Raw genomic sequence first — 11,973 nt, 5'->3', positions numbered from 1 at the left:
AGGAATGCAAATATCGAGTGATAAAATTTTAAATAAAATGGCGAATGAAATTGCAAAGGCAAAAAGTAGTGAAGGACAAAAATCAAAAGAACATGTATTAGTTGTGCGTGCTTTATGTGATTTATTATTAGATGAGCCAGTTGAATCTTCTACGTATAGAGAGCCACAAATTCAATCACAAATAATTGGATCACAACCAATCACGATGCAACCAATTGCACCGGTTTCTGATGAGCCAGTATATATAAAAGAAAGTGATGCAAACGGTAATTCTTTATTTGATTTTTAGAGGATAAATCGTTTGGCTTATATGAAAAAATTGCTTATGATAAAAGTAAAAAAGGGGAATTAAGATGAAAATTTTCTTTTTACTAGGTTGTATTGCAGCGGGGCTATCTGTTGCGTTAGGGGCTTTCGGAGCACACGGTTTAGAAAATAAAGTTTCTGCAAAAATGTTAGAAGTCTGGAAAACAGGTGTTACATATCAAATGTTTCATGCAGGCGGACTATTTGTAGTTGCTTTATTGATGGATAAAATTCAATCATCACTTTTAACTACTGCTGGCTGGCTTATGGTAGCCGGAATTATTATGTTTTCAGGTAGTTTGTATGCATTAAGTACGACAGGTATTAAGTTCTTTGGCCCAATTACACCTCTTGGTGGTGTGGCGTTTATTGTGGCATGGATCTTAGTCGGAACTGCAGTTGTAAAGGGATTATAAAAAACAAAAGCTGGCATATGCCAGCTTTTTTATGGTCTTGGAGCATAAGTTGCTTGTTGACCAGGCAAATACGTAATTCTTTCTGGGAATTCTACATAATCTAAGTAAATCATTAGTAGTAAATAACGTTTCCCTGACTCTGGCTCACTAATTACAATATGATCACGACCAGCTGCTTCGATAATACCTGTATAGGATTGTGTACCGAGTGAACTACCACGCTCATAAGTCATTACAACTGTGGCTTGCTTGCCCTTGTTCAAGCGAAGAATATTTTCAATATATGACTGTTCTAGAGGTAACATACCTTGAGAAACAGCATATTGAGCTTGCGCAGCTTGTTGTTGCATTGCTTGCTGTTGTTGCTGTTGCTGTGGGGTCATTTGTTGCGGTTGTACGTAAGTTCCAGATGGTTGATAGAAACCTGTTCCGTAATACGGATTTTGTTGCTGTGCCATTCAAAAATCCCTCCTTGTTTTCATTCCTTAATATATGCTAGGGCAATCCCCAGCATTTGGCTGGAAGAAGCAGTGCTTTTTGAAGCGACCAGAGTTTTGCTGGTTATACCAAGTTGGTGGACATGCACCTTCAGGCCTAAAAAACCATAAGGCAAAATTTGCAGGCCAAAAACGTTGTCCTTGAATCGTTCGCCTTGCTAATGCGATATCTTGTTCCCTTGCACGTTGATAAAAATAACCTTTTTGGGTTGCCTCAAAACCACCAGGATTTTGATACACCATTTGACGTAAATTACGAATATTTTTAAAGTCTAAACAATTCCCGCGGACACGATTTACTCCAACGTTTCCTACCATTAACATCCCCTGTTGTCCTTCTCCTTCAGCTTCAGCACGCATCAATCTAGCTAATAACTTAACATCTTCTTCGTTATGCGCGATAACGCCCATTATGTGTCACCTCTCTTTTTGGAATACCTTTTTGAAAGAGGTTTATCTCTAGATGAAGTGTGTAACAATTACTAGTTCATACGTATGAGGAAAAAGGGTCAGATATGACAACCAAACGAAGTTTTACATTGGGAGTGGAAAATAAAAAAAAGCTAGCGTGAGCCAGCTTTTTTATTAAAAAACTTTAGACCATAAGTTTGAGAAGAAATCACCGATAGAGCGCATTGTTAACACAAACCAATTTGCTTTTTCAACTTCTTCTGTCGTTTTTGCAGTAACTTTCATACTTTTACTACCGTCTAAGAAACCATATTTATCAGTTGATTCTAAAGTAATCGAACCTACTTTGGCCCCTTTCTTAATAGGAGCAACTAAATGACCATCTTCAGCAAGTGATTTATCTGCTTCAGTTCCAACTTTATAAGGGTCTTTGCTACCTTTTTTTGCAATTACGGTTATTTCTTTTTCCGGTGCAACAGTTACTTGATTTTCTTTCCCTTGTACTACAGAGAGTGTATTGTTTTTATCGATCTTTAGTTTTTGTTTTTCGAAGTTATTAAACCCGTATTCGATTAACTCACGAGATTCTGTGAAGCGCTCGTCCATTGATTTTGTTTTAATAATAACCGAAATAAGACGTACATCACCACGTTTAGCAGTAATAGTAAATCCGTATCCAGCCGTATCAGAACTTCCGGTTTTTAAACCATCAGTACCTTCATAAGCGAAAGCAGCTCCTGGTAACATCCAGTTCCAGTTTTCCATACGAATTGGTTTCGGATGATTATCTGGGAAGTTTCTAAATCTTTGTTTTGTATCCTCTAGCATTTCTGGATACTTTGTAATCATTGCTTTTGAAAGTATACCCATATCGCGAGCTGACATAGAGTTTTCTGCATTTGGATCAGTACCCTCAGGATGTTTTCCTTTTAAGTCAGCGTTATTTAAACCAGTAGCGTTTACAAATTTATATTTCTTTAACCCTAGTTTTTTTGCATGTTCATTTGCAAGATTTAAGAAGTTTTTCTCACTTCCTGCAAGAAGTTCTGCTAAGGCAATACTAGATCCGTTTGCAGAGAAGATAACGATAGAATGATATAGTTCTCTTACAGTATATTGACGTCCTTTTTCAAACGGCACGTTAGAGAATTCATTATTACGTGAAACTTCATAAGCGTAATCGGAAATGTTTACCTTTGTATCCCAAGTGATTTTTCCTTCTTTAATTGCTTCTAACACGGCATAAACAACAATTAATTTTGACATACTAGCGATAGCTAGTAATTCATCTGGATTTTGTTCATGCAGTATTTTTCCTGTATCTGCATCAAATAGAAGTGCAGCAGCTGCCTCAATGTGTATTTTTTCTTCCGCATGGGATGTTGTTACTCCTAAGGAAGAAATTGACAATAGAAACACTAGTAAAATAGACAAGATTTTCTTCATATACATTATCACCTTCGCATCGTTATTAGCATATAGCTCGTACCATTTTAGCATAAATTTGGATATAGAAAGGTTACAATTTTGTAAGGTATTTAAAAGGAATTTGTCGATTTTTGTTCAAATTTACGGAAAAAAGAACTTTTTTGAGGAGAAATATAGAGGGGAATAAAAAAAGGAACGAATTTCGTTCCTTTTTCACGATTTATATGTGTAAAAATTTCTCTACCTTTTCGTCTGGTAAAATGTTTCCGACGAAAAATGTTCCGAATTCACCATAACGAGCACTTACTTCATCGAAGCGCATTTCATATATAAGCTTTTTAAATTGAAGAACATCGTCAGCGAATAATGTTACGCCCCACTCAAAATCGTCGAATCCAACAGATCCTGAAATAACTTGGCGTACTTTACCTGCGTACTGGCGACCAATTTTACTATGACTGTACATCATTTTCTTACGTTCCTCCATCGGAAGCATGTACCAGTTGTCATCACCTTGGCGACGCTTGTCCATTGGATAGAAGCAAATGTGATTTGCTTTCGGTAACTCAGGATATAAGCGAGCTAAGATTTGTGGATTTTGGTATGGATCTTCATCAGCTGGAAGGTAGTTGCTTAGTTCAACAACAGATACGTAAGAGTATGCAGGAACCATATATTCAGCTAAAGTTGTTTTATTCAATTCTGTCTCAATTTCATTTAACTCTTCCATTGTTGGACGTAAAATCATAAGCATAATATCAGCTTTTTGGCCAACAACTGTATACATTGCGTGACTGCCCTTTTTTGCAGTAGCTACGTCGTTCCATTTTTCAACGACATTTAAAAATTCAGACACAGCTTGTCCGCGTTCGTCGCTAGATAATGTTTTCCATGCAGCCCAATCAATAGAACGTAAATCATGTAAACAATACCAGCCATCTAACGTTGTTGTTGCTTCACTCATTCTATTCACCTCAGTTAATGATAGTTTTACACGTTAACTATAGCATATATAGTTTTAAAATCATCTATATAAAACCTTGGCGCATAAAATTGTCACATTTAAGTGTTTAAGCGAGGTAAATCTAACGGCTGAATTTTATGAAAATATAATCATTTTTATTTTATCTATTTTTTGGGAGCTATAAGTTTAAAATATAGAGGAAAAGAAGTATTCTTAAAGATAGAGTTTTTTAACATATGTAGGAGGGTTTATTCGTGAGCAACTTATTTACAACAGTAAAAGAAAAAGTTCAAGGAAAAGGCATTTCTATCGTACTTCCTGAAGGAACTGATGAAAGAATTTTAGGCGCTGCAGAGCGTTTAGCAAAAGAAGAGTTAGTAAAACCAATCTTAGTTGGTAATAAAGAAGAAATTAGCGCAAAAGCTGCTAGCATGAATTTAACATTAGCAGGCGTTGATATTTACGACCCAGCTACATACGAAGAAATGGATGCAATGGTAGCATCTTTCGTTGAACGCCGTAAAGGTAAAGCAACTGAAGAAGACGCTCGCAAAATCCTTAAAGACGAAAACTACTTCGGTACAATGCTTGTATACATGGGCAAAGCACACGGTTTAGTAAGTGGTGCGGCTCATTCTACAGCTGATACAGTTCGTCCAGCACTTCAAATCATTAAAACAAAACCAGGCGTTACAAAAACTTCTGGCGTATTCATCATGGTACGTGAAGAAGAGAAATATGTATTCGCTGATTGCGCAATTAACATTGCACCAAATAGCCAAGATTTAGCTGAAATTGGTATCGAAAGTGCGAAAACTGCTGAACTATTCGGCATTGATCCACGCGTTGCTATGTTAAGCTTCTCTACAAAAGGTTCTGCGAAATCTCCAGAAACAGAAAAAGTTGTAGAAGCAACTCGCATTGCAAAAGAAATGGCTCCAGAATTAACTTTAGATGGAGAATTCCAATTCGATGCTGCATTCGTACCATCTGTAGCTGAGAAAAAAGCTCCAGGTTCTACAATTAAAGGTGATGCTAACGTATTCGTATTCCCAAGCTTAGAAGCTGGTAATATTGGCTACAAAATCGCTCAACGTTTAGGTAACTTCGAAGCAGTAGGACCAATCTTACAAGGTTTAAACATGCCTGTAAACGACCTATCTCGTGGATGTAACGAAGAAGAAGTGTACAAGTTAGCTTTAATTACAGCAGCTCAAGCACTTTAATTCTATAACGAATTGAAATAAAGACCGTCGCTAAAATAGCGACGGTCTTTATTTTTCTAAGCCAAGTGCTTTATTGTTACGATCAATAATACGTTGTAAATTCGTCTCATATAAAGGTATTTCATCTATTGTTAATTGAGATGGTGTTAACTTTGGAGCGAATTGTTGCAGTGTTTTTAAAAGGCGCATCATTAAATCTTGCACTGTAATGGTTTCGCCAAGTAATTCTGAAAGTGAAGCCATCGTGTTCGGTACAATTTCAGGGTACGTAAAGCGTGTTTCTTCTCCTTGAATGGCTAGGTTGTAGAAATCACGAACGAGTGCGGCACGTTCAGAGCCACTTCCTGTAGCACAGAGATAAATTTGGACAGCGACACCACCGCGAATACGGCGCTGTGAAATACCAGCAAATTTTTGATCGCGAATACTTAAATCGTAGCTACCAGGGCAGTAAGAACCAACGATTTCTTTTGCCTCAATTGTAACATCGTAATCTTTTAACATTTCCTGAATTAAATGCCACATTGTATCGTATCCAAGATCAATATCGATACCTTTTTCGGTCTCTTGGAATAAAAGTGATACGTTTAACACACCTTCATCAAGTACGACTGCCAGTCCGCCAGAATTACGAACGATAACATTGAAGTTGTTTTCTTTTAAAAAGGTAATACCTTGTTCCAAGTGTGGTAGGCGTGAATCTTGAATGCCAAGAACAATTGTATTGTGATGAACCCAAGAGCGCATTGTTGCAGCTGATTGGCTATTTCCTATACTTGTGCATAATGTGTCGTCCATTGCGAATGACTGCAATGCATGGAATGTTGGTCCCAAACTAGACTGATCTACAATACGCCACTCTGGCTGAGATAAAATGGAACGGGAATTGCTCATATAACTAACCCCTTATCTTTAAAATGACAATCTCTATTATAGCAAAAAATGAAGAATGGAGTTTCCTCACATATAAAGGGAAAGTTTAAAGGTGAAATAATAAAAAGGATGCATTACATGCATCCTTTTTACTCTGCAATTTTTTCTAAATTACCGTTTCGATCCATTCGGAAAGATGTTTGAGAACGTTCTTCGTCGTCCATGACTGCTAACTTACGAGCGCGGTTCATAATGTTCATAAGTGTTTCGTAATCTTCTTGTACAGTATGAGATTGTTTTTCTAATTTTTCCAGTTTCTTTTCTAGTTCTTCATTTCGAAGGATTTGTGATTTAATTTCTTGTTTCAATCTCGTATTCTCGTTTTCAAGAGCTGTCACTTTTATATTTGAAGATCCGACTGTTTGTAAAAAATAAATAACATCTTGCATTGTCATAGAGCCCTTTGCAGCAGGAACGGTAGTTTCTTGATATGGAGTAGCTTCTTTATATTGTACAATTGATTCCTCTTGTACGAACTCTTCATAATTAGTTATCGAATCTGAAGCTGGTGGTGTATAAAGTAAACGTTTTTTCGCTTGTTCACCACTTGCAGCACGCATTTTATCTTTACGATGTTTTTTTGCTAGTTGAAGAGCTTGTTCATAGCTATAGCGAACAACAGCATTCCAACGGAAACCACAGGCAGCCGATGTACGATTTAATCTGTCTCCTACTTCTTCAAATGCATTTAATTGGGTACTTCCTTCTCGAACGTGACGAAGTACAGTTTCAGCAAGTAATAAATCATCCTCATCTGTCCAAGCATCTTGTCTTACTTTCATAGATTCAACTCCCTTTCTTTTTATGAACTTCCTATTTTTATAATGGGCAAAAAAGTGAGCTTTTATACAAAGCTTTTAAAAATATGGTAGATTTCGATGAAAGGTATAAAGTGAAACTTTAATCAGTGGGGAGGTTCTTCATCCCCCGCCTAACTTCTTTGCTTTCGCTGAATTTTGAGGTGGGGATCTTACTGCCCATTAAAGCGGGATAAATTTTGCCAAGAATGACGGAAGGTGCTGTAGGAGAACATATAAGTATGTAGCATTATATGAGGAAAGAGCGTCGAAAGGAAACTTGCAACGAGCTTCAAAGAACGGTAAAATACCATTTAGTGTTTATTTTTAAATGTACTTGAGAAAAGTTTAAAATAGAGGAAGTGTTATATAATGGGAAACGAATTTCGTGTGTGTGATGATTGTCAGGCAACGAACGTTAAAACGTTGATTCCAAAGCTAAAAAAAGTAGATTCATGTGCAACGATTGAAGTTGGATGTCAGTCTTACTGTGGCCCTGGCCGTAAAAAATCATTCGCATTTGTAAATAATCGTCCAGTTGCAGCGCCAACAGAAGACGAATTAATTGTAAAAATTGAGGCAAAGTTAAATAAGTAAGGAAAAGAAGAGTGAACAGATTACTCTTCTTTTTTTATGCCCATAAGAGGAAGAATCTATTCTGAGAAAGCTTAACTGGTGATTAATGACAGATAGGCATTATCTATTTATTAAGGTCTCGACCTATATGAAATTGTATTTCAAAATAATGGTTGACAGTCTTTTGAAGCGATAGGTAGAATAGAAGGTGTCTGATTCTGAGAATCATTATCAGAAAAAGGCCGATTCATTTAATTTTTTTTATTGCTATTTGAGAATAAATTTCATTTCATTAAATTAAACATATGTTGTTGGTTAGGATGGTTGAGGGATGGAAGCGAGCGCAAGGAGTATAGAACAGCAAGATGTGAATGTTAAAGAGATTAAGAGCAGGCCGCTCATTGCTTCTATTATTTTAGTAGCAGGTACAATTTTGTTAGCTTTAAGCATGGCATTGTCTATTTCGTTTGGTGCTGCAGATATTAGTTTAAAGACTGTATGGCAAGCTGTATTTCAGTTTGACGGTTCTATTACGCATCATAATGTAATTCAAGAACTTCGCATGCCTAGAGCAATAGGGGGCGTAGTTGCAGGTGCCTTTTTAGCGGTATCAGGAGCAATTATGCAAGGTATGACGCGAAATCCACTTGCATCACCGTCGTTAATGGGGATTACAGATGGGGCTGTATTTGGAATTGCAATTATGTATGCATTCTTCCCTAATTCACCTTATTTAATGTTCGTTATCGCATCTTTTATTGGTGCTGCGTTTGGAGCGAGCATTGTATATGGAATTGGATCTTCTTCACCAGGTGGATTAACACCTGTGAAATTAGCTTTAGCAGGTGCAGCAATTAGTGCTTTATTAGGGGCCATTTCATCTGGAATTGCGCTATATTTCAATCTTGCCCAAGAGGTGAGTATGTGGAATGCAGGCGGAGTTGCTGGCGTGAAATGGGAAAGTATTAATATGTTAGTACCGATTGGTCTAGTTTGTCTCTTCATTGCAATTATGATGTCGAGGTATATTACAATTTTAAGCTTCGGTGAAGAAATTGCGATTGGACTTGGTCAAAATACGACATTAATTAAATTTATCGGGACAGTACTTGTTCTTGTGTTAACAGGTTCGGCAGTTTCTATGGCAGGATCGGTTGGATTTGTTGGTCTTGTCATCCCACATATGACTCGTTTCCTTGTAGGCTCAGACTATAGATGGGTTATTCCATGTTCTGCGGTCTTAGGCGGGCTGTTAATTGAATGTGCAGATATGTTATCTCGCGTTATTAATCCGCCGTTTGAAACGCCAATTGGAGCAATTACAGCGCTAATTGGGGTTCCATTCTTCCTCTACTTAGCACGTAACGAAGGGAGAGGAAAAATGTGAGGACAAGTGTCTTAACAAAAAAGAACGTTTCTGTTTTAACAATTTTAGTAGGATTAATCGTTACTGTATTTTTAGTGAGTTTAAATACAGGGACATTTAAAATACCCCCAATGGACGTATTAAAGTCATTGGTTGGACTCGGGGCTGAAGATCAGTCTGTTATTTTATTTGAATTCCGTATGCCACGTATGGTCATTGCTATACTAGTTGGATCTGCTTTAGCTATGTCAGGTGCAATTTTGCAAGGGTTATCACGAAATCCACTTGCTGATCCAGGTATTATCGGTATTAACGCTGGAGCGGGATTAACAGTTGTTATCTTTGTCTACTTTTTCTTCGGGAAGGTAGGAACTGGTACATTTTTATCTGTATTCATTCTTCCGTTCTTCGCACTAGTTGGAGCGATATTAGCAGCTGTTATTATTTATTTATTAGCATGGAAAGACGGCGTTTCATCAACGAGATTAATACTTGTCGGTATCGCTGTTGCAGCTGGGTTTGGTGCTGCTAGTTTAATTTTTTCTATGAAGATGACATCTAACGATTTCCGTTTTGCTACGATTTGGTTAGCAGGAAGTCTATGGGGCACAGATTGGAAGTTTGTACTAAGTGTACTTCCATGGATGGTTATTTTCTTGCCACTTGCTATTAGTAAGGCTCACATATTAAACGTAATGAACCTAGGCGACTCCACAGCAGTTGGCCTTGGTGTAAATGTAGAAAAAGAAAGACGTAAATTATTATTTATTGCAGTTTGTTTAGCTGGTGCATCTGTTGCTGTTGCCGGAGGAATTGGTTTTATCGGTTTAATGGCTCCGCATTTAGCGAGGCGCCTTGTTGGTGGTAAACATCAAATTATGCTGCCTACCGCTGCACTAATAGGGACGTTTTTACTTTTATTCGCAGACGTAATTTCAAGAAGTGTGTTAACAACTTCAGAAATACCGGTCGGTCTTGTTATTTCTGTAATTGGTGCACCGTATTTCATATACCTACTTATGAGGACAAAATAAAGGGAGGCTTTTTGTATGGCAACTTTAGCAGTTGATGCGGTATCTGTTGGCTATAATGAAGGGTTAATTATTGATGGATTAACAGTTGAAATTCCGGAAGGGAAAATTACAACAATTATTGGACCAAATGGTTGTGGGAAGTCCACATTATTAAAAACGGCTTCTCGTATTTTGAAGGCGAAAAAAGGTACTGTTTATCTTGACGGAAAAGCAATCGAGAAACAACCAACGAAAGAAATCGCAAAGAAAATGGCAATTTTACCACAGACTGCAGAAGTGCCAACGGGCCTTACTGTATTTGAACTCGTTTCATATGGGCGCTTTCCTCATCAAAAAGGATTTGGAACGTTGAAAGAAGAGGATTATCGCTACATTCATTGGGCACTTGAAGTGACGGGAATGACAGAATTCGCAAATCGTCCAGCAGAGGCGTTATCAGGTGGGCAACGCCAACGCGTATGGATTGCGATGGCTCTTGCACAAGGGACGGAATTACTTGTATTAGATGAACCGACAACGTACTTAGATATGGCTCATCAATTAGAAGTATTAAACTTATTGAAAAAGTTAAACGAAGAAGAAGGTAGAACGATTGTTATGGTTATCCATGACTTAAACCATGCTTCTCGTTTCTCAGATCATATGATTGCATTAAAAGCTGGTAAGTTAATGAAACAAGGAACGCCAGACGAAGTAATGACGAGTGAAACACTTCGCAGTGTATTTGAGATTGAAGCTCAAATCGTTCCATGTCCAGTAAACTGTAAACCAATTTGTTTAACATATGATTTAGCGATGATTAGTAATCAATTGCGTAAAAAGGCATAAGTAGAATCCCCCTCGTAAAGAGGGGGGCTTCTAATGGACGTTGAGCTTCTTATTAGTAAATAGGAAGTTGAACACCCGTTAGAACGGGGCATAAACAACAATTAATAAATATATATTGATTAATTGTTAACCTTGTTTCTTATAGTTCACTGTAACTTATAAGAGAAATACAGCTAGAAGGAGTGGAAACATGAAGAATTTTAAAATGGCGTTATTAGCAATGGTACTAGTCGTTACTTCTGTACTATTTGCAGCTTGTTCTAACAAAGAAGAGAAAAAAGCAGATGCGAAAGATGCGAAGACTGAAGAGCGCACTGTACAACATGCAAAAGGGGAAATTAAAATCCCTGCAAATCCAAAGAAAATTGCTGACCTTAGTGGTTCAACAGAAGAATTATTAATTTTTGGTATGAAACCAATTATTACTGCTAATACATCTCAAGAAAAAATTGATGCACATATTGCAAATAAATTAAAAGACGTTAAACCAGTTGGCTCTGCTTGGGGCGATAAAATTAATATCGAAGCAGTAGCTGCTGCAAAACCAGACTTAATTCTTGTAAACGATCGTCAAGAAAAGATTTATGATCAATTATCTAAAATTGCACCAACAGTTATGTTAAAAACTCCATTAGACCAATGGCGTCCAAAATTCGAAGAAGTAGGCCAAATCTTCGGTAAAGAAAAAGAAACAAAAGAATGGTTCAAACAGTATGATGAAAAAGCAAGCAAATTACATGATAAAATCGTTGCGAAAACTGGCGATGCTAAATTCATGAAAATGGCTGCATATCCAAATGCTTTCCGTGTATACGGTGATTACGGTTACGGTAGTGTAATCTTTAAAGATTTAAAATTACCAGCGGTTAAAGGTACACCAACTGATAAAGCGTTAGTACAAGTACAAAAAGAAGCTTTAATTGATTACAACCCAGATTACTTATTCGTATTTACGACTGGTGACGGTTCTCAGCGTCTAAAAGAATTCCAAGAAGAATCAATTTGGAAAAATATGAACGCTGTTAAAAATAACCACGTATTTACGATTAAAAACGAAGACTTAAACAAAGGTTACTTCCCGCTAGGTAAAGAAATGATCTTAGATGAAGTTGCTGAGTTCGTTTTAGGGAAATAATGTGTAAAAAAATCACTTTTACTCCGGTAAAAGTGGTTTTTTCTTTATATAAGGGC

Annotated in this window: 14 protein-coding genes; 8 read left to right on the top strand and 6 right to left on the bottom strand. The window is 37.1% G+C overall.

Features of this window, described 5'->3' with window-relative positions:
• Positions 1 to 4 precede the first annotated feature (4 nt).
• Together ACTFRS_RS24910 and ACTFRS_RS24905 are read left to right on the top strand one after the other, a co-directional pair.
• Positions 5 to 289, top strand: coding sequence for a YwdI family protein (locus ACTFRS_RS24910; protein WP_016719032.1), 285 nt, complete (start codon positions 5 to 7; stop codon positions 287 to 289).
• 64 nt (positions 290 to 353) lie between these two features.
• The gene (locus ACTFRS_RS24905) at positions 354 to 722 is read left to right on the top strand and encodes a DUF423 domain-containing protein (RefSeq protein WP_000688322.1); all 369 of its coding nucleotides are present in this window, start codon (positions 354 to 356) and stop codon (positions 720 to 722) included.
• A 29-nt stretch (positions 723 to 751) separates the two neighbouring features.
• Here ACTFRS_RS24905 and gerQ read toward each other — a convergent pair whose 3' ends face one another.
• The 4 genes from gerQ to hemQ form a co-directional block, all read right to left on the bottom strand.
• Complete coding sequence (gene gerQ, locus ACTFRS_RS24900; protein WP_000068646.1) at positions 752 to 1,180, bottom strand: spore coat protein GerQ; 429 nt, start codon at positions 1,178 to 1,180, stop codon at positions 752 to 754.
• Positions 1,181 to 1,207: 27 nt separating this feature from the next.
• Entirely contained in the window at positions 1,208 to 1,630 is a 423-nt protein-coding gene (gene cwlJ / locus ACTFRS_RS24895; RefSeq protein ID WP_000538151.1) for a cell wall hydrolase CwlJ, read from the bottom strand.
• Between the two features lie 174 nt (positions 1,631 to 1,804).
• On the bottom strand, positions 1,805 to 3,082 hold the full coding sequence (locus tag ACTFRS_RS24890; protein WP_440025324.1) for a serine hydrolase: 1,278 nt from the start codon (positions 3,080 to 3,082) through the stop codon (positions 1,805 to 1,807).
• A gap of 196 nt (positions 3,083 to 3,278) precedes the next feature.
• On the bottom strand, positions 3,279 to 4,022 hold the full coding sequence (gene hemQ / locus ACTFRS_RS24885) for a hydrogen peroxide-dependent heme synthase (protein ID WP_139868541.1): 744 nt from the start codon (positions 4,020 to 4,022) through the stop codon (positions 3,279 to 3,281).
• A gap of 254 nt (positions 4,023 to 4,276) precedes the next feature.
• Between hemQ and pta the strand changes: the two genes are divergently transcribed.
• Positions 4,277 to 5,248 carry a phosphate acetyltransferase gene (gene pta / locus ACTFRS_RS24880; RefSeq protein ID WP_000067215.1) on the top strand — a complete coding sequence of 324 codons (972 nt, stop codon included), beginning with the start codon at positions 4,277 to 4,279 and terminating at the stop codon, positions 5,246 to 5,248.
• 48 nt (positions 5,249 to 5,296) lie between these two features.
• Here pta and ACTFRS_RS24875 read toward each other — a convergent pair whose 3' ends face one another.
• Positions 5,297 to 6,142, bottom strand: a complete 846-nt coding sequence (locus tag ACTFRS_RS24875) for a lipoate--protein ligase family protein (RefSeq protein ID WP_139868539.1) — start codon at positions 6,140 to 6,142, stop codon at positions 5,297 to 5,299.
• 128 nt (positions 6,143 to 6,270) lie between these two features.
• The gene (locus ACTFRS_RS24870) at positions 6,271 to 6,963 is read right to left on the bottom strand and encodes an RsfA family transcriptional regulator (protein ID WP_000868372.1); all 693 of its coding nucleotides are present in this window, start codon (positions 6,961 to 6,963) and stop codon (positions 6,271 to 6,273) included.
• A gap of 387 nt (positions 6,964 to 7,350) precedes the next feature.
• Here ACTFRS_RS24870 and ACTFRS_RS24865 point away from each other — a divergent pair, with 387 nt between their 5' ends.
• From ACTFRS_RS24865 to ACTFRS_RS24845, 5 genes are all read left to right on the top strand, one after another.
• Entirely contained in the window at positions 7,351 to 7,575 is a 225-nt protein-coding gene (locus ACTFRS_RS24865) for a DUF1450 domain-containing protein (protein ID WP_000526077.1), read from the top strand.
• Positions 7,576 to 7,885: 310 nt separating this feature from the next.
• Positions 7,886 to 8,941 carry a FecCD family ABC transporter permease gene (locus ACTFRS_RS24860; RefSeq protein ID WP_000388276.1) on the top strand — a complete coding sequence of 352 codons (1,056 nt, stop codon included), beginning with the start codon at positions 7,886 to 7,888 and terminating at the stop codon, positions 8,939 to 8,941.
• On the top strand, positions 8,938 to 9,954 hold the full coding sequence (locus tag ACTFRS_RS24855; RefSeq protein ID WP_440025327.1) for a FecCD family ABC transporter permease: 1,017 nt from the start codon (positions 8,938 to 8,940) through the stop codon (positions 9,952 to 9,954). The genes ACTFRS_RS24860 and ACTFRS_RS24855 overlap by 4 nt, the downstream gene beginning before the upstream one ends.
• A 15-nt stretch (positions 9,955 to 9,969) precedes the next feature.
• Entirely contained in the window at positions 9,970 to 10,782 is an 813-nt protein-coding gene (locus ACTFRS_RS24850; RefSeq protein WP_000212064.1) for an ABC transporter ATP-binding protein, read from the top strand.
• 190 nt (positions 10,783 to 10,972) lie between these two features.
• Positions 10,973 to 11,917 (top strand): ABC transporter substrate-binding protein, encoded by a 945-nt coding sequence (locus tag ACTFRS_RS24845; RefSeq protein ID WP_000787735.1) that lies wholly within the window; start codon positions 10,973 to 10,975, stop codon positions 11,915 to 11,917.
• The last annotated feature ends 56 nt before the right edge of the window (positions 11,918 to 11,973 follow it).

The sequence above is a fragment of the Bacillus cereus group sp. MYBK139-1 genome, from assembly GCF_051916915.1.
Taxonomy (GTDB): domain Bacteria; phylum Bacillota; class Bacilli; order Bacillales; family Bacillaceae_G; genus Bacillus_A; species Bacillus_A pacificus.
The sequence above is the reverse complement of the archived record's forward strand: the minus strand, read 5'-3'. Positions and strand labels throughout refer to the sequence as shown.

Coding starts and splice junctions, on each gene's coding strand:
- ACTFRS_RS24910 (WP_016719032.1), top strand. CDS start 5: ATGCAAATATCGAGTGATAAAATTTTAAATAAAATGGCGAATGAAATT.
- ACTFRS_RS24905 (WP_000688322.1), top strand. CDS start 354: ATGAAAATTTTCTTTTTACTAGGTTGTATTGCAGCGGGGCTATCTGTT.
- gerQ (WP_000068646.1), bottom strand. CDS start 1,180: ATGGCACAGCAACAAAATCCGTATTACGGAACAGGTTTCTATCAACCA.
- cwlJ (WP_000538151.1), bottom strand. CDS start 1,630: ATGGGCGTTATCGCGCATAACGAAGAAGATGTTAAGTTATTAGCTAGA.
- ACTFRS_RS24890 (WP_440025324.1), bottom strand. CDS start 3,082: ATGTATATGAAGAAAATCTTGTCTATTTTACTAGTGTTTCTATTGTCA.
- hemQ (WP_139868541.1), bottom strand. CDS start 4,022: ATGAGTGAAGCAACAACAACGTTAGATGGCTGGTATTGTTTACATGAT.
- ACTFRS_RS24875 (WP_139868539.1), bottom strand. CDS start 6,142: ATGAGCAATTCCCGTTCCATTTTATCTCAGCCAGAGTGGCGTATTGTA.
- ACTFRS_RS24870 (WP_000868372.1), bottom strand. CDS start 6,963: ATGAAAGTAAGACAAGATGCTTGGACAGATGAGGATGATTTATTACTT.
- ACTFRS_RS24865 (WP_000526077.1), top strand. CDS start 7,351: ATGGGAAACGAATTTCGTGTGTGTGATGATTGTCAGGCAACGAACGTT.
- ACTFRS_RS24860 (WP_000388276.1), top strand. CDS start 7,886: ATGGAAGCGAGCGCAAGGAGTATAGAACAGCAAGATGTGAATGTTAAA.
- ACTFRS_RS24850 (WP_000212064.1), top strand. CDS start 9,970: ATGGCAACTTTAGCAGTTGATGCGGTATCTGTTGGCTATAATGAAGGG.
- ACTFRS_RS24845 (WP_000787735.1), top strand. CDS start 10,973: ATGAAGAATTTTAAAATGGCGTTATTAGCAATGGTACTAGTCGTTACT.